Annotated in this window: 23 protein-coding genes; 13 read left to right on the forward strand and 10 right to left on the reverse strand. The window is 41.2% G+C overall.

What is annotated here, in order from left to right; all coding sequences use genetic code 11:
* The first annotated feature begins 659 nt into the window (after positions 1–659).
* Positions 660–3,623: a M9 family metallopeptidase gene (locus NE535_RS11020; protein ID WP_261298694.1), complete on the forward strand. Its 2,964-nt coding sequence runs from the start codon at positions 660–662 to the stop codon at positions 3,621–3,623.
* 178 nt (positions 3,624–3,801) lie between these two features.
* Here the strand turns inward: NE535_RS11020 and NE535_RS11025 are convergent, their stop codons facing one another.
* Positions 3,802–4,326 carry a hypothetical protein gene (locus NE535_RS11025; protein WP_261298773.1) on the reverse strand — a complete coding sequence of 175 codons (525 nt, stop codon included), beginning with the start codon at positions 4,324–4,326 and terminating at the stop codon, positions 3,802–3,804.
* Between the two features lie 238 nt (positions 4,327–4,564).
* Between NE535_RS11025 and NE535_RS11030 the strand changes: the two genes are divergently transcribed.
* Positions 4,565–5,173 (forward strand): protein-disulfide isomerase, encoded by a 609-nt coding sequence (locus NE535_RS11030; protein WP_261298695.1) that lies wholly within the window; start codon positions 4,565–4,567, stop codon positions 5,171–5,173.
* A gap of 233 nt (positions 5,174–5,406) precedes the next feature.
* Here the strand turns inward: NE535_RS11030 and NE535_RS11035 are convergent, their stop codons facing one another.
* Together NE535_RS11035 and NE535_RS11040 are read right to left on the reverse strand one after the other, a co-directional pair.
* The gene (locus NE535_RS11035) at positions 5,407–5,655 is read right to left on the reverse strand and encodes a DUF3297 family protein (RefSeq protein ID WP_188840836.1); all 249 of its coding nucleotides are present in this window, start codon (positions 5,653–5,655) and stop codon (positions 5,407–5,409) included.
* A gap of 204 nt (positions 5,656–5,859) precedes the next feature.
* Entirely contained in the window at positions 5,860–6,120 is a 261-nt protein-coding gene (locus NE535_RS11040; protein WP_188840837.1) for a DUF5062 family protein, read from the reverse strand.
* A gap of 305 nt (positions 6,121–6,425) precedes the next feature.
* Here NE535_RS11040 and NE535_RS11045 point away from each other — a divergent pair, with 305 nt between their 5' ends.
* Positions 6,426–8,579 carry a M3 family metallopeptidase gene (locus tag NE535_RS11045; RefSeq protein WP_261298696.1) on the forward strand — a complete coding sequence of 718 codons (2,154 nt, stop codon included), beginning with the start codon at positions 6,426–6,428 and terminating at the stop codon, positions 8,577–8,579.
* Positions 8,580–9,074: 495 nt separating this feature from the next.
* Here NE535_RS11045 and NE535_RS11050 read toward each other — a convergent pair whose 3' ends face one another.
* Positions 9,075–9,242, reverse strand: coding sequence for a hypothetical protein (locus tag NE535_RS11050; protein ID WP_261298697.1), 168 nt, complete (start codon positions 9,240–9,242; stop codon positions 9,075–9,077).
* 26 nt (positions 9,243–9,268) lie between these two features.
* On the opposite strand from NE535_RS11050, the gene NE535_RS11055 reads away from it, so the two are divergent.
* The 6 genes from NE535_RS11055 to NE535_RS11085 all read left to right on the forward strand — a co-directional run bounded on the left by NE535_RS11055 (position 9,269) and on the right by NE535_RS11085 (position 15,157).
* Positions 9,269–10,342 (forward strand): DUF2157 domain-containing protein, encoded by a 1,074-nt coding sequence (locus NE535_RS11055; protein WP_261298698.1) that lies wholly within the window; start codon positions 9,269–9,271, stop codon positions 10,340–10,342.
* Entirely contained in the window at positions 10,335–11,513 is a 1,179-nt protein-coding gene (locus tag NE535_RS11060) for a DUF4401 domain-containing protein (protein ID WP_261298699.1), read from the forward strand. Before NE535_RS11055 ends, NE535_RS11060 begins: the two co-directional genes overlap by 8 nt.
* Complete coding sequence (locus NE535_RS11065; RefSeq protein ID WP_261298700.1) at positions 11,500–11,988, forward strand: GDYXXLXY domain-containing protein; 489 nt, start codon at positions 11,500–11,502, stop codon at positions 11,986–11,988. Before NE535_RS11060 ends, NE535_RS11065 begins: the two co-directional genes overlap by 14 nt.
* 99 nt (positions 11,989–12,087) lie before the next feature.
* Positions 12,088–12,771, forward strand: coding sequence for a PilZ domain-containing protein (locus tag NE535_RS11070; protein WP_261298701.1), 684 nt, complete (start codon positions 12,088–12,090; stop codon positions 12,769–12,771).
* 5 nt (positions 12,772–12,776) lie between these two features.
* The gene (locus tag NE535_RS11075; protein ID WP_261298702.1) at positions 12,777–13,574 is read left to right on the forward strand and encodes a polysaccharide deacetylase family protein; all 798 of its coding nucleotides are present in this window, start codon (positions 12,777–12,779) and stop codon (positions 13,572–13,574) included.
* Positions 13,575–13,963: 389 nt separating this feature from the next.
* A complete protein-coding gene (locus tag NE535_RS11085; RefSeq protein ID WP_261298703.1) occupies positions 13,964–15,157 on the forward strand; it encodes a serine hydrolase domain-containing protein in 1,194 nt (397 codons plus the stop codon).
* A 338-nt stretch (positions 15,158–15,495) separates the two neighbouring features.
* Here NE535_RS11085 and NE535_RS11090 read toward each other — a convergent pair whose 3' ends face one another.
* Positions 15,496–16,230 carry a Clp protease/crotonase-like domain-containing protein gene (locus tag NE535_RS11090; protein ID WP_261298704.1) on the reverse strand — a complete coding sequence of 245 codons (735 nt, stop codon included), beginning with the start codon at positions 16,228–16,230 and terminating at the stop codon, positions 15,496–15,498.
* A 332-nt stretch (positions 16,231–16,562) separates the two neighbouring features.
* On the reverse strand, positions 16,563–16,985 hold the full coding sequence (trxC, locus tag NE535_RS11095; protein ID WP_261298705.1) for a thioredoxin TrxC: 423 nt from the start codon (positions 16,983–16,985) through the stop codon (positions 16,563–16,565).
* Between the two features lie 280 nt (positions 16,986–17,265).
* Between trxC and NE535_RS11100 the strand changes: the two genes are divergently transcribed.
* Complete coding sequence (locus NE535_RS11100; RefSeq protein WP_261298706.1) at positions 17,266–18,477, forward strand: porin; 1,212 nt, start codon at positions 17,266–17,268, stop codon at positions 18,475–18,477.
* Between the two features lie 265 nt (positions 18,478–18,742).
* Here NE535_RS11100 and NE535_RS11105 read toward each other — a convergent pair whose 3' ends face one another.
* Positions 18,743–19,168 carry a CBS domain-containing protein gene (locus NE535_RS11105; protein ID WP_261298707.1) on the reverse strand — a complete coding sequence of 142 codons (426 nt, stop codon included), beginning with the start codon at positions 19,166–19,168 and terminating at the stop codon, positions 18,743–18,745.
* 329 nt (positions 19,169–19,497) lie between these two features.
* Between NE535_RS11105 and NE535_RS11110 the strand changes: the two genes are divergently transcribed.
* A complete protein-coding gene (locus NE535_RS11110; protein ID WP_261298708.1) occupies positions 19,498–20,805 on the forward strand; it encodes a sensor domain-containing diguanylate cyclase in 1,308 nt (435 codons plus the stop codon).
* A 19-nt stretch (positions 20,806–20,824) separates the two neighbouring features.
* Here the strand turns inward: NE535_RS11110 and NE535_RS11115 are convergent, their stop codons facing one another.
* Both NE535_RS11115 and NE535_RS11120 read right to left on the reverse strand, forming a co-directional pair.
* A complete protein-coding gene (locus tag NE535_RS11115; RefSeq protein WP_261298709.1) occupies positions 20,825–22,237 on the reverse strand; it encodes an FUSC family protein in 1,413 nt (470 codons plus the stop codon).
* A gap of 27 nt (positions 22,238–22,264) precedes the next feature.
* Positions 22,265–22,621 carry a hypothetical protein gene (locus NE535_RS11120; protein WP_261298710.1) on the reverse strand — a complete coding sequence of 119 codons (357 nt, stop codon included), beginning with the start codon at positions 22,619–22,621 and terminating at the stop codon, positions 22,265–22,267.
* A 487-nt stretch (positions 22,622–23,108) separates the two neighbouring features.
* Between NE535_RS11120 and NE535_RS11125 the strand changes: the two genes are divergently transcribed.
* Positions 23,109–23,651 (forward strand): PH domain-containing protein, encoded by a 543-nt coding sequence (locus tag NE535_RS11125; RefSeq protein ID WP_261298711.1) that lies wholly within the window; start codon positions 23,109–23,111, stop codon positions 23,649–23,651.
* A 196-nt stretch (positions 23,652–23,847) separates the two neighbouring features.
* Complete coding sequence (locus tag NE535_RS11130; protein ID WP_261298712.1) at positions 23,848–24,651, forward strand: DUF5694 domain-containing protein; 804 nt, start codon at positions 23,848–23,850, stop codon at positions 24,649–24,651.
* Positions 24,652–25,218: 567 nt separating this feature from the next.
* Here the strand turns inward: NE535_RS11130 and NE535_RS11135 are convergent.
* The gene (locus tag NE535_RS11135) at positions 25,219–26,304 is read right to left on the reverse strand and encodes a GGDEF domain-containing protein (RefSeq protein WP_261298713.1); all 1,086 of its coding nucleotides are present in this window, start codon (positions 26,302–26,304) and stop codon (positions 25,219–25,221) included.
* Positions 26,305–26,434: the final 130 nt, after the last annotated feature.

Below are 26,434 nucleotides of genomic sequence, written 5' to 3' on the forward strand. Positions count from 1 at the left end.
AAACGCAAAACGAAATAACTTATTCTTTTTGGTTATATATATTTACACCTAATTGAGTGTGAATATAAATTCAATATAATCGAATTTTATGCAGGATTTAACGGTAGATTTTTTCAAAATTTTATTTTTGACACACCCAATCAAGATTGCAATAAGATAATTTTGCAAAATACTCAGCCTTAACATAATGACTCATCATGTGCACTTCTCACCTCTATTTCGCCACACACGTCTGTAATAAAACTGTAACCAAGTTATTGTTAAATTGAATGTTGATAGTTGTTAACTCATCACTAAAAACCAACTTTGACTCACTATTTTTGCGTCTTACTTTCTGCTTTTATGCTCGAAAGCCCATATCGGCATATTATTAACCTCTGTTTAAATACCACAGTTCCTCACGAGACTGAGCCATTAATTTGACTACTGAATGCACATTCACCTTCAAAAATACTCTCTGCCTGTAAACCACTTTTGTGGTGATTTTTATACTTGATACTAAATATTGTATACATTATAAATTATACCAATCTTTAACAAAAGATTAACAACCCTAAGTATCACAATAGAATTCACGACGATAAAAACATAATAGTCTGAACATCACTTCCTTGAATTAGGTGATTTAACGACATTGTTGTAATTAACTGGAGTTTAAAATGCCAATAAAATCATCACCATTAATCGATGTCAGCCGAAAATTCACTGTTCATGCCGTAGCGCTTGCATGCTCAACCATTCTTTTCCCATTCCATGCACAAGCGACTAACGAGGCACCTCCAACTGTGAAAGAGTCTTCAAACATTGAGGAGTTCTCGACCACCAACAAACCTTCTACAATCAAAGAGACGTCAAAATTAGATCAAGTTAAGGCGACTACCAATCGCTTTGAGAAAGGCGCCAATATCCCTGGCCAACAAAAAAATACCAAAACAGATCCACTTCAGCCCCCTGCGGAGGGCAAGTCATTAAAAAAGATTGATGGGCCAATGGGCGCATTGGCGACTGCTGCAGAAGCAGCACCCAATGTATGTAGCAGTGAAATGGCTAACTTAACAGGCCAAGCATTATTTGATTTTGTCAAACAAGCAGAACTGTCGTGTATCTCAGAATTATATTCAAGAAATGATGCAGTCTCGGTAGCCGTATATCAAACTGCAAATGTAGTGTCGGTTGCGAATCAAGCGAAAAGTATCGCCGCGACCTACGATAGCCGTAATGGCGATGAAATGCGTAATCTTTTCTACTTCTTACGCGGCGCGTTTTATATTGAATTCTATAACGATAACCTAACTTACAGCGACTCTCAGGCAGCTGATGCGGTTTATGGCGCATTGCAGGAATACACTAAAAACCCGCATTTATTTGATTTAAGCCAAAGCTCAGGTGACACCTTAACTGAATTTTTTAGCTCATGGGCAAGTGCGGATCATATTCTTGAAAGTGTGCCAGTTATTACTGATTACTTACAAAGGTTTAATCCCGAATACCTTGCCAGTAATCGCCACCGTGCGGCACTGACTAGCGCATTAACCACACTTTATTACGGTACTTGGGAAGATGAATACAGCCAAAATGCCCTCGCCCATAGTGACTTAATTGATGCTTTACTGAAAATAGCGACCTCAGAGTATATTTATACTTCTGCCTATCAATATGAATCTACCGATGCCTTCCACGAATTTGGACGATTTTATGGCTACCAAAAAACCTGGAACCTGCCTGCCAGCTTCAAAACTCGCCTAAACGATGGCGTGCAACTTTACATGAGTAAATTTGAACGCATGTCAGCTGAATGGGCTGATGGCGCAGGCTACCTTGATTACTATAATCCAGGAGAATGTGAAGCCTTCGGTATTTGCGGCTGGGAAGAAGAACTTGAACGTACTGCATTACCGATTAACTATACCTGTAGCGACACCATCTATATTCGCGCACAAGCACTAACAGATACGGAGTTACAAAGCTCATGTGATCTAATGGGCTTAGAAGAAACACTGTTTCACAATGTGCTGGCAACAGGATATCAGCCCGTAGCGGATGACTTAAATGAACGCCTGGAAGTGAATATTTTTGATAGTTACAATGACTATGTTCAGTATGCTGGGGTGATATTTGGTATAGGCACTAACAATGGTGGTATGTACCTAGAAGGAACACCGTCTCAAGAAGGCAACCAAGCAAGATTTATTGCCCATGAAGCCACATGGACAGAAGACATCCTTGTCTGGAACCTTGAGCATGAGTATGTGCACTACCTTGATGGCCGCTTTAACCTTTATGGCGCATTTAATTACTTCGACATTGATACCGGAAAATCAGTGTGGTGGGCAGAAGGTTTAGCGGAATACATCTCTAAACAAAACCGTAATGATGGTGCAATTAATGTTGGACGCTCACAAGCATTTAGCTTAAATGAGATTTTATCGAACACCTATGACAGCGGCACAGAACGAGTTTACAGCTGGGGCTATCTCGCCGTACGTTTTATGTTTGAAAAACACAGATCAGATGTCGATGCACTGCTAGTACTTGCCCGCAGTGGTGATGCTGCAGGTTGGCTAACCTATATCAATGATACCATTGGCCAACAATACAACACTGAATGGAACACCTGGCTCGCCACTGTATCTAGCAACGATGACACCATAGACACCGGCGTTGTGGCGCCCATTGACTCTGATGGTGACGGCGTAAATGACAATCAGGATGCTTTCCCATTTGATCCGACAGAAACCCGAGATACTGATGGCGATGGCGTAGGTGATAACAGTGATATGTTCCCCGCCGATCCTACTGAAACAATCGACTCAGATGGTGATGGTTTTGGTGATAATGCCGATGTATTTCCAAACGATCCTAGTGAGTGGGCCGATTCTGATGGTGATGGAATAGGTGATAATGCAGATACTGATGGACCAATTGATCCTATTCAGCACTGCGGTAGCCCAACTATTACAGACGGTAATCTAACCAAAGAGCAAGCCGAGTGTGTGAGTGGTCAAAGCATTAACTATTTCTACACTTATGTAGAAGAAGATAATACGCCGCTTTATATATCAACCGCTGGCGGAAGCGGCAATGTCGATATTTACTTTAACCAAAATATTTGGGCAAAAACCTCAGCTTATGATGCAAAAGCAACCACGGCCAATAATGATGAATTACTCAGCGTGATCGCAAACAGAGGTTGGGTATATATCAGTTTAGTGGCAGAACAAGCTTACGAAGGTGTTAGCTTAAATGTCAGCCTAACCAACAATGATACAGGAACCCCGCCTTTAGCCATCGAAGATGCCTGTGCAACGCAAGCACCTTACAGCTATGGCGCGGTAACATTTGGACAAGCTATCTGTATTGCTGATGGTCACTCAAGTTACTACTTCTATGTGCCAGCAGCGACAGAAGAAGTGACAGTAATAAGTGGCAATGGCACCGGAAATGTTAATCTTTACGGTAATAAGCAAACCTGGGCTAATCCAAGTTCATATGATGTTAAATCAGAAAGTTCGACCAATGATGAACGCTTAACCATTACTGCACCAAGTGAAGGCTGGTATTACATCAGCGCCGATGGTGCTCCATCAAGTAACGGAGCAAGCTTAGTCGTTAACATGAAATAGCGATTAAGATGGCATAGTGGTTAAGATGAAATAACGTCTGCCCAATATCACTCGCCTTCATCGCCAACAAATAAAGCCGGCTGTTAACAGCCGGCTTTTACGTTAAAAACCAAATAAAGCATAAATAAATGCTACCACGTAATCACACAAACTGTTGTTTCACCATGACTTTGCAATATTATTTGCTTGATTGTTGAGACTGACACTCTAATAACAATTGCTTAAAGTGTCCGCCTAAATCTTGAGTCGCATATTGCTCACTGGCCAAAGCCATTTGTTGCATACTGGCTATCGCCCCAGTGACCCCAAGTTGCTCAATCAACGATTTGGCATAAGAGGCTGCATCAGCCCCCTGCTGAAGTAAACCTGCCACTTGCTCAAAGCTAATGTCTTGCTCAAGTAACTTTTGTATCGAGCCAATAAGCTCAGCAACCTGCGCAGACTCAGCTAAAGCCCCCTCGACACTGACAAGTTCGCCTAGCGGATCTTCACTCAACTTAGCTGCAACACACGCCGAAACACTGCCGGCCTCAGCGCCTTTAATGACCGCATCAATGCCCTGACTTCTAACGGCTTCAACTGCCAGTTTTAGTTGTTCGTCTTTAGCTAACCAAAGTGCTTCTGCTTGTTGTTTTTCATCTGAGCCTATAAAGCCACAACCTGACAATATAGCGCTAGCCACTAAGCAACTGCTTAATGTCATCGCACGTGTTTTTGATAAAAATATCAGTGACATTATTACTCCTGAAAATCAAACATGATTTATGACGGTCAATACCCTGCCATAATATGTCAATGACATTAACCCAGAATTAATTTCACAGGTGTTTCAACAAGTATCGCCCTCACCCATTCTGCAGTTAATTGCAGATTCAAAGATTGTATAATGTCGGTAAACTAATTAGGATCGGCGCATCTGATCGCTAACAAGAATTAACTTAATGACCACTGAGCTTTATTTTATCTATGACTCACATTGTCCTTGGAGCTACGCCACCACGCCTTTAGTGAATGCGTTGCAAGCAGCCTATCCGCAAATGACAGTGCACTTATTACACAGCGCACATTACATTGGTACAGACAGTGCCGGTGAAGATCAAATGGCTGCAGCGGCAAAAATAAGTGGACTTAAATTTGGCCGTGATCATATCCGTTACGTCAATAGCCCTAAAAACTCCATTAAAACGGCAAATTTAATGGCATGGTTGCAGGCCAAACAGCCTGAAAAACAATTGGTAACCCTTAATGCGATTCAACGCGCTCACTTTATTGAAGGTAATCCACTCGATAATAAACATGACTTCAATGCCATAGTCGAAAACTGCAAGTTATCACCTTCAAATAAAATATTTAAAGATGAACTCAGTATGGAAGCTGAATATGTCCTTGAGAACATTATTGAAATACAACAGGTCATTGGCACAACAGGGTTCCCAGTGCTAGTAATGACAGTAGATGACAATGCCATTTTTATCGATCATTCTTTGTACCTAAACAATCCACAGGCTGTTGTTGTTGCTGTGGAAAAAGAGATCGCTGCAATAAAATAGTCATCAATGTATTAAGTGATAATTAGCAAACTTGGATTCGATTTTGATTAAGTAGCTTGGGAGTAATCATTTATCTCAAATAATTATCTATAACAGGCTAATGCTGACTTAAGCTATATGAAAACCAAAAATAAAGCGCTTCCCATGTTCATGGTAGCGCTTTATTTTTAGTCCTGAGTTCAATATGAACATCAGTATTTAGCACATAAGCGGGTTATGTCGGTGCGTAAATCTTAACGATAAAACGCTTCAACTTTACCTTTCATCGTCATTGTCAGTGGTTGACCACGGCGATCTAACGCTTTGCCAGCTGGGACTTTTACCCAACCTTCACTGATACAATATTCTTCTACATCAAAACGTTCTTTACCGTTTAAGGTAATACCAATTTCATGTTCAAAAATAGCAGCCACATGATGTGGGCTACGTGGATTAACACTTAAGCGATCGGGTAAAGCAGGTTGTGAAGTTGTGTCGTTCATAGTCGTTGTCTATTGTGAATAAAGCGTGCGTCATTGTAGGCAATACAGGTCGTCTGCTCAAGTATCGATGTCATAATAAATACTCACAAAGCGAATAAATACTTATAAAAACCCAAGTCACTTAGAAACTAACTCAAAGCATAAAATTAAGGTGGCTAAATCAAACGCGTCAATCAAGTGATGATAACCATCAAAAAGCCAAAGTTAGTTTAGCAGCTCGTGATCTTTAGGTAATTGTTTACTGATCCACAATATCAGTTTGTGCTTTCTATTGGGTCCGTCGTCTTTATCTTCAGCTAATGGTTGTATTAACTTATCTTGTACTAATAACCGATAAATACATTCAACTTTGTCTTTCGGCGAAATACCTTTACCAAAATCAGCAAAACCACGTTTGTGCGCGTAACCCATGCCAATGTCCATTGCGAGCTTCAGCAGTTTTGTATCGTGTTTACCTGCTTTCATATGACCACCTAGTCGTGCATTTCAATCATCCCTAAACTACGCGAATATCAGTAAATTACCACCATAAAAATGTAGAAGATGACGTAAAAAATAGCTCAGATAGAAGAGAAAGAGGATTTAACCTGCCTTTTTGCTTATGCCTGTTGCTAACAAAGGTTAATCTTAATTTTTCCTCCTAGGCTAAAAGACTATAGCTTGGTATTGTATTCGCGTTGTCACTTTGTTCCATCCAACAACGCAAAATTAACAACACAAGCACATATCGAACAAATACACCGAAAGGGCAAAGACCCAAGGATATTTCAATGCGTAAAACTCTTATCACTACAGCAATCAGTGCCGCACTGATGCTGAGTGCCTGTTCAGAACCATCAACAGACGCCACTATCAATAGCAAAGCAGCAGAGACACCAACAACAATGACTAAAGCACCTGCAAGCGTCGCAAACGTCCTACTGACACCAAGCCCATTGCAATATATGGCACCACAGTTCGACAAGTTGCAAGCCAGTGACTATTTGCCAGCATTTGAGCAAGGCATGTTAGAACATAAAGCTGAAATTGAGGCGATTACCAATAACAGTGAAGCTGCAACCTTTGAAAACACCATTGTGGCTTTAGAAAAAACAGGTGCAATTTTAGACCGCACTCAACGTATCTTCTTCAATCTTTCAGGATTAATTTCAGACGACAACTTCACCAGTGTTGAAGAGCAAATAGTCCCCAAGTTAACTGCACATCAGGACAACATGTATCTTGATGAAAAGCTGTTTGCCCGCATTCAGGCTATTTATAAAAACAAAGCGACATTGACTGGTGAAGATCTGCGTTTAGTTGAAGTGTATTACGATAGCTTTGTGCGTGCAGGTGCTGAGTTATCACCAGCTGATAAAACTAAAATGCGTGAACTCAATGGCCAGCTAGCTAAACTTGAAACCAGCTTTTCACAAAACTTATTAAAGTCATACAAAGATGATGTGATTGTGGTTGAAGATAAAGCGCAACTTGACGGTTTGTCTGATAGCGAAATTGCATCACTTGCCGCAGCAGCTAAAGATGCTGGTAAAACCGGTTACATGATCACCTTAGTCAACACTACAGCTCAACCCTTGTTATCTAGCCTTAAAAACCGAGACTTACGTAAAAAACTGTGGGAAACATCGGCCTATCGCGCAATGGAAACCAATGCACCGCTCAACATTAACATAGCCAAATTACGCGCCCAAAAAGCCAATCTATTAGGCTATCCAACATGGGCGGCTTATGCTCTTGGCGACCAAATGGCTAAAACCCCAGAAGCGGTTTATGGCATTCTTGACGATCTCGCCCCAAAAGCTCTGGTTAAAGCCAAAGTCGAAGCGGCCGATATTCAAGCTGAAATCGTTAAAGAGGGTCAAACATTTGAACTGGCACCTTGGGACTGGGCTTTCTATGCGGAAAAAGTCCGTAAAGCCAAATATGATCTAGACGACAGCCAAGTAAAACCTTATTTCGAAATGAACACAGTATTAAATGATGGTATGTTCTTCGCGATGAATAAACTGTACGGCATTAGCGTAAAACCACGCAATGACTTACCCGTTTGGCATAAAGATGTCAGCGCCTATGAGATTTTCAATCAAGATGGCAGCTCAATTGGTTTGTTCTACCTCGATCTATATGCCCGCCAGGGTAAACAAGGTGGCGCATGGATGGATGAACTTGTTAGCCAATCATTCTTAAAAAATACTCAGCCTGTTGTTTACAATGCGCTAAATATACCTAAGCCAGCTGAAGGCCAGCCAACCCTGATGACATTTGATGAGGTCAGCACCCTATTCCATGAGTTCGGCCACGCTATTCATGGCTTGTATTCACAGGTTAATTACCCAAGTCTAGCGGGTACGTTAACCGCGCGTGACTTTGTGGAGTTTCCATCACAGGCCAATGAAGATTGGAGCATCGACCCTCAGGTGCTCGCGAACTATGCTAAACACTATCAAACGGGTGAACCTATTCCTGCCGAGTTATTGGCTAAAGTATTAAAAGCCCATACCTTTAACCAAGGTTTTGGTACCGTGGAATACCTATCAGCGGCGTTACTAGACATGGAATGGCACTCAATTACTGCCGACACCGAGATTACCGATGTTGCCGCCTTTGAAAAACAAGCCTTAGCAAAACATGGCTTAGATTACACGCCAGTTCCCCCACGTTATAAAACCACTTACTTTAGCCACAGCTTTGGCGGCGGTTATTCTGCGGGTTACTACGCCTACTTGTGGACCGAAGTGTTTGCTGCTGACTCATTCTCTTACATGATGTCGCAGGGTGGATTAACCTTAGAAAACGGTCAAAAATACCGTGACACGGTTTTATCAAAAGGTAACAGCCAGGATTTGATGCAAAGCTATATCGACTTTGCCGGTAAAAAACCGTCAACTGACGCGTTATTAAAGCGCCGCGGTTTAGTGCATTAATCGCTGTTAAGTTTTAGCTTTTATCTATTTATATAAAAATCAATAACCATCAAAAAGGGGACTATATGTCCTCTTTTTATTGTTCTTCGCCACATCCCCATTACCCCACCCAGATGTGAATTAACTTAAAATCATATTAAAGAATAAAGGCGCAAACTCTATCAACTTCCGATTTGCAGGAATGCCAGGTAGCAAGCTGATGTTTATCGTAACGACAGTCAAATCAATTACTTTCTAAGCGCCATCATTCATGGCGTTAACAGCTTAAAGTAAATGCCATGAATAAGAGAAATCGAGGAAACTGGCTTTATTTATGCCATCAAGATATCCGTGTAGTTAATCATTCATTTCTTCCCGCTTAAACAGCAATAATTGTTGATGAATACCATTGCTATCCTGACAATTTTTTTTCATTATGCCGTTGTTCATCAAAGGGAATCGCGTGGCTACATTTGATATATTTTGCACAACAATGATAGCAATACCGCACCATGACTAATGGCAACTCAGTATCGCTTCAGGTTTAAGTCTGCGAAGTTCGCTAAAAGATGTGGCTATCCCACCATCACCAGATAAAATGGAAGTGGTGTAATAGTTAGTCCAATAGCTACCATCAATGGGCCACAAACCGTGATCCGCACATTGTGAAGCAGTCTTAATCATCCTCAGTTTAAATCCAAGGAACAGGAATGATAATTAGAAAACGTTCAGATATTTGGCAATGGTTTACTGAAGGTAAAATCGCTCCCCATAATCTTAATGCAGCCATACTCGTGGCTTACCCTCATCCGACACAACACAATTGGCTGCTACTGATTGCTAATCTGGTATTGTTTCTTGGCATTTTATTGCTTAGTGCAGGGGTGATATTTTTCATGGCATTCAATTGGGATACATTAGCCAACCTGACTAAGTTTGCAATTATTGAAGGTTTATTTATGACCTTTATTGGCGGGTTTTATCTGGCTAATCGGGTAGAAAATGCCTCAAAACCAACTCAATTTGTTGCTCTACATGCAAGCTGGAGCTTACCCAACGCCATGTTATTGGGTGCCAGTATGATGGTTGGCGCTCTGTTAGCATTAGTCGGACAAACCTATCAAACAGGAGCTGATCCCTGGCAATTGTTTGCCCTATGGGCACTATTTATTTTACCTTTTGCGGTTATCGCAGGATTCGACCTATTGTGGCTACTGGTTGTGGCATTAATTAATGTCAGTTTAGGTATTTATTTTGATTCATTTTCACAGCTATTCGGGGTACATCTAGAACACATTCAAGTCATTACTGTTTTTGGTTTAATGAACTTATCTATTCATCTGCTTTTTAGCCTAGCGCGCAGGTTAACATGGGCGGGTCGATCACGTTTCCAATGCCCCATAGTAGAGGCCACCAGCTTATTAGCAAGTGTTGTTAGCTTAAGCTGGCTGATGATTTGGGTGGTTTTCGATTTTAACTCCACCGCCCACTCAGGTTTTTACATCTTGGTGTATTTAACCATAATGGCCACGCTATTTGGCTACTATCGTTATCGTTTACCAGCGCTTTATCCGCTCACTTTAGTCTTAATCAGCCTTTGTGCGACCATTGTGTCGTTATTATCAAAAGGATTATTTGACAGTAATGTTCCTGTTGGGATTTTCCTATTCATCGCCATTATTATTATCGGCCTCACTAGCGGCTGCTTATATTGGTTGAAGCTAATTCAACACGAATTTACCGCCAAAGCCTCCATTAGCCAGGGGGATTTTTGTGATGAATGACCCAATCAACAACCCGATCAAAAAAACAATCAACAACCCAGATAAAAGCCCTATGCACAAAGCACAGGCGCAGTTATGGCAATCACTCGTTAATCAGGGCGTGGTTGACAACAGCACAGCTCCTGCGATTCAGTTATCAAGCCCCTGGTATATAATAGGTGCCCAAATTCTTGGCGGGTGGATTGCGGCATTATTTGTGTTGGCATTTGTAATAGCCTGCATCGCTTCTGTTAACGACATGGAACAGTCGATATTAGCGATGGGTAGTATCATTACACTTAGCTGTTTAACCTATTATCGAGTCGGTGAAAATAACCAAGAGTTTATACTACAAATGGTATTTGCCTTTAGCATATCAGGCCAATTGATGATGCTTTGGGGAATTCACGACACCCTAAAACACATAGATGATGGCCTTATAGCTTTAATGTACGCTGTGCTTTTTGCTGTTCATTGGTGGCTTATTCCACACAAAGCCAATCAATTTATTGCCGCTATCGCTATGGTGCCTTGCTTGCTAGCCATATTGGTAATATACCAACTCAGCCAACTCATTCTGCCACTATTAATTGTTAGTTTAATGCTAGTGTGGTCGCAGCTTTATCGATGGCCACAGAGTTATCAGCGCCTACGGATGTTAGGGTACGCCATTAGCCTTAACTTACTGTTTACCCATTTTGCTTTATCCGATATAGGCCGCTGGATGGATCTTCCCCAAATACTGATGACATTTGACGCCCGCTTTAGTCATTACCTTGCTGTCGCTATGGTACTGTTATCTGCACTGTGGTTAATCAACCAAGTATTTAATCAGTTAAGCACCCAGCCTATTGAGCTAACAAACACAGCACAGCTTAGCCGAGTTAAATTTATCGCCATATTAAGCGCAATATTAATCAGTTTATTATCGATTCCCATGGCGGGGATCAGTACAGCATTATTGATGCTGTTATTAGGTTACTTCTACAATGAATTCAAACTCCTTGCCCTTGCCATCGGCGCATTAGTTAGCTTTATCGGCCTATATTACTACTCGCTGCACATTAACTTATTCGACAAATCATTATGGTTAATGGCCAGTGGTGTGGTGTTATTGCTGATCCGCTTGACGATGGCTTTATCGATTGGCAAAACAATAGCAAACAAGGAGCAACGCCATGACGTTCAGTAAAAGCGCGATTGGGGTGACACTCAGTGCTTTAGCCATATTGGCACTGGTAAACCTCCGCATTTATCAGCAAGAGCAACAACTGGCTAACGGCGACATTGTGGTGTTTGAACTCGCACCTGTCGATCCTCGCTCGCTAATGCAAGGGGACTATATGGCACTAAACTACCAAATCAGCAGCAACATTAGCCAAGCAACAGACCAAGAAAATGATGATGGTTTATTTGTTGTTACCCTAGCACAACATCAACTTGCTCAATTTGATGCGCTTTATCAGGGGCAAGCGTTGCTGCCAAATCAACAGTTAATTCAATATCGAGTGCGAAGCGGCAGAGTGAAACTGGCCAGTAATGCCTTTTTCTTTGAAGAGGGCCGAGCAGAAGAGTTTGCCAAAGCCAAATATGGCGAGTTTAGGGTCAACCCAGCGGGAAAACTACTACTGAGCAACATGCTAGATAAAGATTTTAAACGGATTTAATTGCCGCTCATCTTAATCCACTAAAGTAATACTCATTATCTGCTAGGATTAATACACTGAGCGAAAACGTTAAACGCGTTAGCCCCAAATGGACAAAGTATGGCAACCAAACAAGTCAGCACCAAAAATAATAATCACACAAACGCATTTAAGTTTTTATTGGCGGGTACGCCGGTTAATATTGATATATCCACCCCAACCGGTGAAATCGGACGCTTCAGAACCACCTTTATCGGTTATCTCCCCCAACAATTTATTCTTATCCAATTTCCCGACTCAGCCAAGCTTGGCAAGCACGAACAATACATCATTAAAAATGTCCCCATAACCGTCCGGGGATTAGTTGAAGGCCACGAAGCCTCTGTGATTGCTTTTCAAACCACCTTAAAGCAAACCTTAAGCACCCCGACCAAAATATTGGTATTACATTTCCCTGACACTATGGTAATCCATAATTTACGCTCCACTAAACGAGTGTTAACCGAACTTAATTGCACCATCAGCACCAATGGCAAAGAATATCAGGCCATAATGACAGATGTGTCGTTATCAGGTTGTCACATTAATCTTGCGCAAGGAGGCGTAGATAGCATTATTGAAGACATGTTAGTCAGTGCTAAATTTTGTGACAACGATCAAGAAGAAGCCACCCTCACCCTATCGTGCAAAGTGTGTAACCTTAAGCCATTTAAGCAGGGTGTTGAATTTGGGGTAGAGTTTGCAGCCGAGCAATCTTCCACTATCGAATCTATTATCCGTCTTGCACTCTTGTCGGAAAAGTAATCTTGTTGAAAAAAATACTCTTCAGCATCCATAACCTAAATCAGTGCTTACTGATTACCTTTGCCTCAATGTGTTCAATATTTAGCTATGCCGAGGCTCCTGCTAATCACTTCACCTGGCCCAATGGCAGTAAGCTAGCGGTAAGCCTTTCCTATGATGATGCCTTGAATAGTCAGTTAGATAATGTCATACCTGCATTGGATAAACGTAACCTTAAGGCTTCCTTTTATGTGGTCATTAATTCACCCGTGCTACTACAACGAAAAGCTGAATGGCAAGCCGCAGTTTTGAATGGTCATGAGCTTGGTAACCATAGTGTTAATCACCCTTGTAGCGCTTCATTACCTAACCGAGAGTGGGTGCAACAGGCACACAATCTTGACCGCTACACCGTCAAGCAGATGGTGATGGAGCTCGAACAGGCAAATGCTTTTTTAACCACCCTTGATGGCAAAACTGAACGGACTTATACCGTGCCCTGCGGTGATTTGCTAATTGAAGGCCAACCATACCTTGATAACGTCAGGCACCTTTTTGTTGCCATCAAAGGTCATGGCCTTGACCCTCGTTTTACACCAATCCTATATCCCGCAGGTGAAACGGGTAAACAGCTTATCGAATATATTCAGCAGCAATCCAGTGACACTTTATTAGTGAATATTATTTTTCATGGTGTAGGCGGAGACTACTTATCGGTAACGGCTCAAGCTCATGAAGAGTTAGTGGATTTTTTAGCCTTGAATAGCCATATCTACTATGTCGACAACTATATTAATTTGATGAAGTATGCCGCTCAACATTAACGACCATTTTAGATAACACAATTAACCCCCTTCAATAGTGAACCATACGATGAATGAATTGATTTATCTGAGGTATAACGCTAGGGTCTGTTGATCTTTGCTGGTGGAATTTTGTTCGAGATAAAAACGAATTAAGCGCGGCGAGTGGAGTGAAGCCTAGCAATCTAAGCAAAGTTCACTCAACAAAGCGTAATTCGTTTTTAGCCGAATCCTTCGGACAGCGTTTGTTGGCCATTTTTACTTCGTTATCGGCTTATTATGTAGAATAACTACACAGCCAAGCCTCTGCCTTGTATAATTGGCCAACAATTCGCTGCAAAAACAACCTTGAAAGATCAACAGACCCTAGGTTACTGAACATACATTAATTTATCTATTGGGAAATCTCGATGCCTACTTGGTTAAAGTACATCAAAGTTGCGCTAATTAGCATTGTGATCGTTTTCGCCCTACTCATTGCATTTAATTGGCAGACCGTTAACCGTTTATACAGCGTCATCACCCTGTTTGATAAAGCATTAATCGTCAACAACTTTTCCCAGATGAAAACGGTATTTTTTAATAAAACAATTGAACAACAAGGCACGCCTTATGTGTTTAAAAGCAACTTGCATCCCTTACCTGCATCATTTATTTACAAAAACCAATCGACCAATACCCAAGCCTTTTTAACCCGCCGAGCCACCACTGCATTGTTAGTGTTAAAAGACGACCAAATTAGCTACGAACAATACTTTTTAGGCACCCATAGCGATGACAAACGCATCTCCTGGTCAATGGCAAAATCATTTGTATCGATATTATTTGGTATGCAGGTAGATGCGGGCAAAATTGATATCGAGCAACCTGTCGATTTTTACCTGCCAGAACTGGCTAATTCGGGTTATGCCAAGGTAAAAGTAAAACAGGTTTTGCAAATGTCCTCAGGCGTAAAGTGGAATGAAGATTACCAAGACTTTTATTCTGATATCAATAAAATGGGCCGCGTTTTAGCGATTGGCGGTTCGTTAGATCAGATGACCAGCGAGCTTGTTAATGAATCAACACCAGGCAAAACCTTCCACTATGTCAGTATGGACACCCATGTGATAGGCATGATAGTCAGGCGCGTATCAGGTCAGTCGCTAGTCGAATTGTTACAAAACACCCTGTGGAGCCAGCTTGGCATGGAAGACGATGCCTATTGGTTAACTGATTCTCAAGGCGTGGCTTTTGCTTTAGGTGGCTTGAATATGACCACCCGCGACTATGCCCGCTTTGGCCGTTTATTATTAAACAATGGCTTGTACAATGGACAACAAATTGTGTCTGCTGATTGGATAAAAGCCGCCACCACAGCCCAAGCCGACTACCTGCAACCGCAGGCTGATAAACTGGGTTATGGCTATCAAATATGGCTTCCCCCCGAAGCTGAAGCTGGAGAGTTTTTTTGTGTTGGGGTGTATGGGCAATATATTTACATCAATCAAAAACACAATATCGTGATAGTCAAAAATAGCGCTGATTTAGGCTTTCAAGATGCGTTAATATCTAAACACGAAACCATTGCTTTTTTTCGTGAAATCGTAGCTTCGTTGAAATAGTGCATTAGTTCAGTTAGCTTAGCCCGTCCGATACGTTGAGTTCTTGAGAATGGTCAATTATTGCAATAACGGTAATAAATGCAGGTTATGTGACGGTCTTTGGCGTTGCTAATATCAGGGCTAATCGATACTTCGGGTTACCTTTAGCGATAAAAGCATCTTTCTCAAGGCAAGTTGATAGGGCTAGCTAGCATTAAGTGAATAATGCCAAGCTATCAAAGTCGAAATCTACTCAGAAATACAAAGACGATAAATGTAAGCTTACAAACGATATTAACAACCGAAAGTAAATTATTAAATGAGGTCTGGATATACCCTCACTTAATTTATAACTAAGCTCAGTTATTCAGCAACCTTTTATCATGTTGGATGAGCAACATGTCTAATACATCAGGTGATAAGTTAAAAATTTGCACCATATAATCACCAGAGCTTGAAGTTGTTGCTTGCTCACCTTCAAAAGTAATATTTAATCCCAACTGCTTTAAGGTTTGCTGATCGTAACTAAATAATGGAGCATCTCTTTTATCCACAAGCTCAGGCATCATACCTAACACAGTCACAGTCTGATTAACCTTGATCAGCTTAAAGAAATCCTCCTCAGCTTTACGCCAGTGAGTTATATACTCAGCTTGTTGTGCACTTAACTTAACTTCAGATCGTTGCTTTTCTGATAACATTAAAGATTGATAAAATGGTTGCAAGGCACCTCCGTGCCAACCTAGTAATCCACCGCTTTTAACGATGACATCATCACTTGCTGTCACGACGTAGTTTGCACAAGATGATGCACATACTTTATCAACCACAACTTTCAATTTGTACTGATAGACAAGCCCACCAAATCGAATGCCAGCAAAAACATCTCCGCCACCACTATTGATGATCAATGAATCTATTCTTGTGGGAGCATTGGCAATCAGCTTTTCAAATAAAGTAACATTTTCAGGGTTAATCTCGCCGCTATAACGAATACTAGAAGGCGATAAGGGATCAATAACCACACTAAAAGGTTGAGGCTGAACTGCACAACCAGATAAAGTTAACAGTAACGTGACAAGTAGGTAACGCATTCATATTCCATCATGATGATTAGTACGAGATAAATTATCATAAACACTTAATTTTACAATACAAATTAATTTACTCTGTAAAAATAAATGACTCGGAACGGTTGGGTTTTATAGATGTTTTACTGTAGTTTGTTGCAAAAAATTCACTTATTTAAATACAAGACATCTAATGCTTAAGCTGAATTTTTACCGTGAACAATACAGTTAAATTAAAACAAGTTTGACAATCAAAATTCAGCGGTACTTAGCTCATTGATAAAAAGCGCGATTCATTACCATCCTTTTATTCACTCAAAACTGGCCTATCTGATTAAAGCCTTTCCATATGAAGCCTAGCGCAACGATTCAAGCCATTGGTTAAATGATGAGGCAGGCATTGCACCCGATTGCTGTGCTATCACTTTACCTTGCTTAAATACCATTAAGGTTGGAATAGAGCGAATATTAAATTGAGCCGCTATTGCTTGTTGCTCTTCAGTATTGAGTTTACCGAAGCGAAATGTGGGTTCCCACTTTTGAGCAGCCTGAGAAAAGACTGGGGCAAAACTTTTACAAGGTCCACACCAACTCGCCCAAAAATCCACAACCAAAGGCAGTTCTGATTTATTGGCATGATAGCTAAAATTAGCGGAGGTAAGATCAATTGGCTCGCCAATAAAAAGGCGCTGCTTACACTTACCACAAGTGGGTTGTTGCTCAAGGCGCTCTTGAGGCACGCGATTTAACGTATCGCAATGGGGGCAAGCTAATATCATTTTTACTCCATTTTACTTGTCATCATAAAGCTATTAAAACAAAAAACCGATGTTAACCCAATGTAATATTTGTTCATTGTCTGTTTGAATCGTATGTTTTTAGCATTTAACTCTGTACATCATCGGTTAAATAGTTAGAAAATTTGATGTTAATCAGCTGTTATAGTGTCTTTTATCTTTGAGGGATTGATAATCTTTTGCTAATCTCGTACGTAACTCAAGTAAGCATAAAACAATGAGATACAGCTTACAGACTCAAACTAAAAGGTTAAAACCCCCAATGAAAAAGACACTCATAGCCACAACACTTTCAGCACTTTTTATTGCGCCAACAGTATCGGCAATTGAAATTTACAAGGATGATAAAAACGCAGTAGAAATTGGCGGTTTTGTTGATGCCCGTATCATTAATACTCAGGGCGAAACTGAAGTTGTTAATGGTGCGTCACGTATTAACTTCGGTTTTAATCGTGAGCTTACTGATGGCTGGAAAGCGTTTACTAAATTAGAGTGGGGCGTTAACCCTGTTGGTAACAGCGATATTGTTTATAACAACCGCTTTGAATCAGTACAAGATGAGTTCTTTTATAACCGTTTAGGTTATGTTGGGCTTGAACATGATAGCTATGGCTCATTAACCATAGGTAAACAATGGGGTGCTTGGTACGATGTGGTTTATAACACCAACTACGGCTTTGTGTGGGATGGTAATGCCGCGGGTGTATACACTTATAACAAAGATGATGGTGCAGTAAATGGTGTCGGTCGCGGCGACAAAACCGTTCAATACCGCAACAGCTTTGGCGACGTCAGCTTCGCTCTTCAAACTCAGCTTAAAAACAGCAGCTTCTATACTTGTGATACAACCGAAGAAATAAGCCAATCTGACTGTGAGCAAGAGTTCATTGGCGGTGCAAAAGAAGCGCAACAAGTTGAATTTAATTACACCTATGGCGGCTCAGTAACCTATAACGCCACAGACAAATTAACCTTTACCGCGGGTGTAAACCGAGGTGAGTTTGATGTGACCTTTGGTAATGGTGAGCAAACAACGGCTATCGACTTAATTTACGGTGCTGGTATTACCTGGGGCAACTGGGACAATAATGGCCTATATGCTGCCGCTAACGTCAATAAACAAGAAAACCATGACACAGATAACCTAGGCCGCTTAATCAAAGATGCCTATGGTGTTGAAACATTATTCTCATACAAGTTTGACAACGGTTTACGTCCATTTGTGTCATACAACATTTTAGATGCGGGTGATGATTATGTTATTCAACCAAACTTTAATTCTGACCCTAACGACGTATTCAAGCGCCAGTTTGTGGTAGTTGGCTTACACTATGTATGGGATACCAACACAGTATTGTATGTAGAAGGCCGTAAAGACTTCAGCGACTTTACCAGTGCAGACAAAGCACAAGAAGCAAGAATGTCAATGTCAGAAGAAGACGGTATAGCAATTGGTGTTCGTTACACTTTGTAATCGATAAGCTAATAAAAATAAAAAGCCCGAAGTTTTTTACTTCGGGCTTTTTTGTGGACTCCTGATTTGCTAAAACATTATTTCTGATTAATAGAAAATGATGTTTAGCACAACGTAAAACACCCTATCTGTATCAGATCTGGTGACTAATGCGCTTAGCCCCTTTTTATACCCAACAAAAAAGCGACCCTATTAGTCGCTTAATCATGTATTCCATTAAGTTTTCGCCACAGCATATTCGCTGCAGCGTTAAATCATTTGATTGTTATTTTTGCGTTAATAACAACCGCTGACACAACTTCACAAAATCTGATGAGGTCACAATGCCAAGCACTTTGTTTTGCGCATCAATCACAGGTAAACAACCTAGCTTGTTATCAATAAAATATTGCACCACCACAGTAAGCGGCTCATCTAGCGCTAGTTTTTGCGCTTGGGTTTCCATTACATCAGCAATTGGTGTGTAGCGTTCTTTACGGTCTAGCGCCCCTTGGCCATACTTATTCAGCATAGTTAGCACACTGGCGATCATCTTTTTGTGGGTCAGCATGCCAATAAATTCGCCGGTGTTTTCTGAAATCACCGGTAAATGACGCACATTGCGACTTTGCATCAATTGATGGGCATCTTTCAAGCTGGCCTCATCGCTAATACAGACAGGATTTGGGGTCATAATATCGCTGACTTTCATGGTATTACTCCTTATACCGGATGATGCTTAAAGATTAATCCAAGTCTGCATAAATAGCGAGGTCCCCTTACTGCATATCAACAATAACCGTAAAGAGACGTTCGCTGAAGGCCTCATCTTTAGAAGGTTTTAACAAAGCATAAGCCTTGAAATATACTAATCAGTGTTTGGTTGTGTTTAATCGATAGAGTCAATACAATTGCACCAATAAAGAGAACGCTAATGACGGCACCCCAACTTAAGGTGCTATTTGCTAAGTGGTTGCAATCTAATCTTACTCAACGAGTTTGCTAGCATTTCAATGTAGCGTACCCCTTAGAAGGATGACTATGGCAATCCCATCGCACAGCAGTAGAAATCACGTAAATAAGTTAGTCGAACTTCCACAAAGTGGCATGTTAAGGCTGGATAAATACTTTGCCATCAGCACCATTGATGCTGAACTTGAAACGTTATTTCAGTCGTTTTTACCCACATTATCCTCCCAGCAACACGACAATTATCTCAGCGGTAAACAATGGCTTGATATCATCACCACCTTAGCCCCCGCAACACAAGGCACCCCATGGTTACGTGCTAGCCAAACCCAAGCAGACCAAATGTCGCAGCTGACGCTAGCAAACCAGCAAATGAGTATCGACTTATCATTACGTTACTCCCCAGTGTTTGATCTGGATAACAACTTGCTTGAAATACTGATTGTTATCCTGGTATCTAGATCGAAACAACAGATTGAAAAAGATCTGCAAAATGAAAAAGCCTTCTACCGCGCCGTTGTTGAAGACATGCCCGCGCTAATATATCGCTACACTACAGAGGGCATAGTCACCCTAGCGAATGCGGCTGTATGTAATTATTTTGGTGCTAAAGCAGAAGACATCATAGGAATGAGTATTTATGATGTGATGGATGCTGAAAACATTGAAAGAGCCAAAATTCATCTTGCAGGTATTACCCCAGACAATCCTATTTCAACCCACGAACACAGTGGTACTGACAGTCTTGGCAACAGAAAATGGTTTCAATGGACAGACAGATTGATACTTTCCGATGACGGTCAACCCATAGGGTATCAAGGGATTGGGCTTGACATAAGTGAACGAAAACAACATGAAGAAGAACTAATAGCATTAGCAACCACTGATGTGCTAACAGGCTTATTGAATCGACGTCAGTGTCTTCTGCTGAGTAAAGAAGCCTTACTCAGCTGCCAACAACAAAATCAGCCCCTGTCATTACTCATCATAGACATAGATTTATTCAAAAACATCAATGACAGATTAGGTCACCTAGCTGGAGACCATGTTTTACAAACCTTTGCCACCTTATGCCGCAACACATTTAAAGATGGGACTATCATTGGCCGTTTTGGTGGCGAAGAGTTTATCATCAGCTTACCGCACATCCCGCTAGAAGAGGCCCGCCTAATGGCAGACAATTTGCGTAAAAAAGCTGCCGCTATGACAATAGAATTTGAAAAAAGCCAATTCAACATCACCATTAGTATTGGCATAGCCGCAAGTTATAGCAGCGTGCCTTGCTCACACCTCGATTTACTTGCAAGGGCAGATAAAGTCCTCTACCAAGCTAAAGGAGCGGGTAGAAATCAAGTTATATGCTGGGAAAACAACGAATAGCCCCAACACCCACTCATGATTAATTGCCAAGTTGTGCGATTTTATTACTGAATAATCGAGTATAAAATTGTACCAATACCAAGCTCAACATGATGTAAATCAGCATGATTAAAGATGTTTCAATGTCAAACGTTGGGGTGCTATGTAAGGCGCCCATGGTCATCATCATCATTAAATTCCCCCCAATTAGTCGGTGGATAACAAACTGTGGTTTTGATGCCACCCGCCAAATAATGAAAGTGTTAATAAAGTAAAATAAGGCTAATTGCCAAACCTCCGTCATCAAAGGCATGATCAATACGTACTGGGCAATAAACAATATCCCAAAACCTAAATAACCCAACATCCAGTGTTTAAGGACGCGATCGGGCATAGTCGCTAACAACCCCGCATATATAGCGGCATTGAGTGGGAAAAGGTAACTGTCTGGAATGGGAAGATAAATCCACATAAATATCGCCGTCACAAAAATACTTAACGCCTTCAATGCTTTTAACGCATCAAGACGATAATTTCTAGGGCGCATAAACTCAGGTTTAGCGTCTGACGGCAAATTATCATAAGCCTGCAATATATATTCAGTGCTAATGGTGGCCGGTTGGGTATCGTTTTCTGCATCTTTTAAAAAATTCACGGCTTTATTTAACCGCCGTTGCTGGATCATCAACGGTGTTGAGCTGGAAATATTTTGCAGTATAAATGACAGATAGTATTGGGCAACAGACATGGCTTTAACACGTATTTTCCACTGCCTATGCTGGTTTTGTAATTGATAACTGCCCTTTAAAGGCACGTTAAGATACTCATTTAACTTCTTGATACTATTGCGATGGTCTGACTTTTTAATCGCCTTTTTAAGCAAGCCCTCATCTGGCTCAGTCGCTAAAAAATGCCCTAAGTCATCAAGGCTGGTAATTAACTTTTGTTGAGTTTGGCTAAACAGTAAGAAAAAAATCTCTTCGGTATCCCACGGCCATAACACACGAAAAACCAACGTGTAAGCCACCACCCCCAATAGGGTTTCTTGTAAACGCAACAATAAAGTATTAAAAGTGATTTGGCTATCAAACCCACCAATACTGGCAACCACAACGCAAGAGATAAAAACAGTCAGATAGATATCGCCGTATTCTTCATCGCTAGTCATAAACACACACACAACTAACACAGCACACAGCGAGGCCAAAAACAGAAAACGTTCTTGAGATAAAAAACTAATTAGCAGTAATCCAATAACAATGCCAACACTGGTACCAATAAGTCGATGCTGACCTTTTTTGATGGCATGCCCAAGTGACTCACTCATGGCGATAACAATCACCGCCATGCCAGACCAATAAGGCTTGTCCCATTGCAACCAAAGCGCACAACACACAGAAAGAGACACAGCAAGTGCCACCTTAACAGCTGATTTATTTGGCGTTAGATCCAATTAAACACCTCAAAGAAATAAGTAGGCTTACATTTCATCGGTTACAATACAAAGGCCTTTCACCGCGTCTTTACCATAAACCTGAACCGTTGCAGCCAGCTGATGGTCAGCCAATGGGTAATGTTCATAAGATAAATACGTTGGCGTATCACTAATATCGACGCCATCGACACCATCAATGCGATAGATATTGCTTAAAATTGGCGATTTATAACCACCATCAATTTTAACAATAGGTTGGTTAGTGCGTAGAATATCAATATTATTCATAACGATATCTTCACCACCTGCCACAGTACAGGTTAAATCGCTTGCATTCGCAGTACCCGTTAATGCTAGCAGGCTTAAAGATGTCGCAAGTAAGATTGTTTTTGCTTTGCTCATTGGGTATTACCTCAAAAAATGAAATCAGAGAGTGAACTCACACGCACGAACCTCGTAAATTCACAGATTAACAGTATAGTAACGCCACTTTAACCAAAGCCATTATCATCTTTGATGGATGAGCCCCTACGAATCGCATCCAAAGCAAGATGAATAACCACATTCGCTAGAATACGCGCCAGTAGCTGGGCTTATAGCAAGTCAATTCCACGCAGCTAGCATTAAAAATAGCCGCTAAAGATAAATTGATTAACCAAAGGGCAATTTACTTAGGCTAACGACAAATGACACGCGTTGATACAAGTCATTATTATGCAATGACATTTTGGCCTATTTGTCACAAAAAGGGTAAAAAATAAGTGGGGGCAGAGTCTGAGGGATCCCCACTTTTCCAAAAAACTTACTTCAGTGAAGTTACTGTTTTGTTAACAACAAAAACAGTGTATTTTCTTAAGATAATAACACTGGGCAGCCACTTGGAAAGAAAATGCAAGATAACACCATTCATGAAGCGGAATTTGAGGCCAATTTAAGCTTGTATTGGTTGCTCTCTGGGGCGGCTTATTTCACCCTCAGTATTATTGGTATCCCATTATTATTACTCTGGTTTCCTTTCGGCTTATGGGGAACGCGCCGCTATATCAGCAATATGAGCGCAGGTCTCACCAGCAAAAAACTGATCGTGCGTAGGGGAATCTTAACCCGCACCGAAAATACCGTTCCCTTAGATAAGATCACCGATATCGCCTTAATCCAAGGCCCGATTATGCGGCTCATGGGATTACATAAACTCACCGTCGAAACCGCAGGACAATCGGGAGCGGGAGCCTTAATCAGCCTAGTAGGCATAGTCGATGCACCAGGTTTTAGAGCACAGATTTTGGAGCAGAAGGAACGCTTGGATAATATCCCCACACAACCTGAGGCACTCCCCATCACAAACGATAATGCGCTACTCGGCCAGCTTGTCGAAATAACCGCAAGTTTAAAGCGTATCGAAGGCTTACTCGCCTCCAAACACGGTTATTAACCATCAATGCCTCGACTCAAACGCAGAATGTTTGCATTAAGATCAAACTGATAAATTAAACCGATAAGGAAGTACGCATCACGCTATGGACAATTCTCAAGTGAAACCACTCTCCATCAATTGGACTGCACAGTTCGCCCTTGGCATAGTTTTCGCTAATTGATGTTTAATTTCAAAAACTCATAAGGTTATTTCGATGAAAAAAATATCCGCTTTAGTCTGTCTAGCAACCACACTGTTAATAGGAGCTCAAACTGTTCGTGCTGAAGAGCCAGCGCAAATTATGTTACTGGGTACTTTTCACTTTACTAACCCTGGTTTGGACACGGTAAAAACGTCTGTGCTGGATGTTACCTCTGCTGACAGTCAGCAGTATTTACAAACCTTCAGCCAAAAACTGGCGAAGGATTTTACCCCAACAGATGTTTTGCTGGAGTGTCCTATAAGCTTTCAGGGTAAGCTTGATGAGCAATATCAACAGTATTTAAAAGGCGAATTTACACTGCCAGTGAATGAGAGTTATCAACTCGGATTCAGGGTGGCTAAAGCCGCAGGCGGTAGCGCCGTGCGCTGCTTCGACGAGCAGGAAATACATTGGAATGCCGAGCAGCTGTTTGAACAAATGCCAACAAAGGCACCGGCCATTCAAGCGGCTTTTGATACCTTGATTGCGGAGGTTACTGCCCAAAGTAACGAAATGCATCAGACATTGAGCCTGGCAGGCGTGTTGCGTGCGATGAATTCAGAACAACAATATCGGCTGAATCAATCCATTTACTTACTCAGCAATGAAGTGGGTGCTGGCGATAACTTTGTTGGCGCAGATGCTTCGGCAAGTTGGTGGCACAGAAACTTTCGCATGTATGCCAACATTCAACTAGCGGCCAGCCCGAGCAAGCGAGTTTTGGTGATTGCTGGACAAGGCCATATTGCTGTTATCAAAGATTTTCTGGCCAATGACACTCAGCGCAAAGCGGTGTTTGTTGACAGTTTTTTCTAATATTCACCTATTTTGCTCAACCAAGTTGCTGTGTTTTTGACCTGGTTGGGCAATGCTGCGGTTCTTGGTTTGAGTGTTTCCCTAACAGAATAACGGGTGGCAGTGAGACTTCAGCAGCCTCAAAGACTTATGTTTATCAGCCGCTTAACTGCCCTTTTAGCTGTATCCTTGGTGCTACGTAGTGATGTAGTACCAAGGTTCTCGTTTAGCATTTGAACGAAACTACTTACTTCGTCTAGACCCAATTTCTCCACTCATTTACCCACCACTTATCCCACGATTAATCAATCACAAGTTCTTTGGCTTTCACGTTTACTTTTACGTGCCTCTCCAAGGGCGAGCTTAACAAATAAATCACGCCTGCAATCAATGAAACGCTCGCCACAATAGTCAATAATTCTTGCATCGGTAAAGTACTAATTTATCCTGCTACCCCTGGTATTAAGTTACCCAGCGATGCGCCCATAAACCAAATACCCTTCTGAATGATGCCATTTGGCGGTGAACTCAAGTTTATTCTCAGCATCAACTTCAACTTTTGCCTCAACCGTAACTTAAGTCTTATTCTTAAAGAGATACCTTTTGGCGGCTCACTTGGTTTCTACCTGCTTTTTTAGCTTGGTATAAACAGCGATCGGCTAAGGTTAAAAGCTTGGTTTTATTAACTAGATGACGCTGATTGGCACTAACACTTACCACCCCAGCTGATGCTGACAGGTACCCGGTTGCTGAATCGCTATGCTCAATCTCGAGCCGCTTAAGCTGCATGGGGAGATCTTCAAGCCAGTGCTGATTTTGATTTGAACTAACAGAAACCAAAATAAATTCTTCGCCACCAAAGCGCACCACCATATCGGCACCTTGGATTGAAAGTAACTGGGCAAAGCTGACCAAGGCTTTATCGCCCATTAAATGCCCGTAGCGATCATTATATTTTTTAAAGTGATCAACGTCGATCATAGCCAATGAAAGGTACTGCCCCTGTTTTAAATTATGTAACAGAGTCGAGAATTGCTTTTCGAAATTATAGCGATTATGAATTCCTGTCAACTCATCAGTTTGCGCCTTTTGTGCTTGAATTAACTCGTATTTATATTGTTTTCTCAGCAGCACATCCGTTTGATATTGCATCGCGGTCATGATGGCAACTGTCATCACATAGAAGTTTATACTCCAAATGATATCCACCTCGGTGTTGAATTGGATTATAAGCAGAGCGACACCCAGCAACAGCCAAATAATGAACTTTTGCCCTAAGTGAAGTATGGGAATGGCTGTAATAAAAATGGCTGACAGCATAGGGCCGCCTTCATGAAGCTCTTGATGATTAATAGCATAGCTATAAAAGAATAAACCATTGATGAGGGTAAACAGTACCGCAAAAAATAACATTATCGAATCAAGGTAACAGGCGGCTGATTTTTTAATACTGAAAATCATTACCATTGCAATTATGAGGCTGATGATACGGGTTAAGATATCGGTGAAAGTATAATTAGCGGCTGCAAATGAAGAAAGGGTAAAAAATAGCAACACCGTAATTAAGATGTAACTCATCATTACTGCATTTGTGCGTGAGCGTTGATTTAAAGATTGTTGAAATGATAGTTCTGCCTCTTTATCTAACACCCACTTAGCAGGTAACCATTTCATTATTGAATTCCTTCGATTAATACTGCAAGAAACGACTAAAACCTTCAGTTAGCATTATAGTATTAGTTAATTTTTAGTCAGTCTATAATTATTGGCAACCACAACTCCACTAATATTCACACCTAGTCAC

The sequence above is a fragment of the Shewanella holmiensis genome, from assembly GCF_025370255.1.
Lineage (GTDB): Bacteria > Pseudomonadota > Gammaproteobacteria > Enterobacterales > Shewanellaceae > Shewanella > Shewanella holmiensis.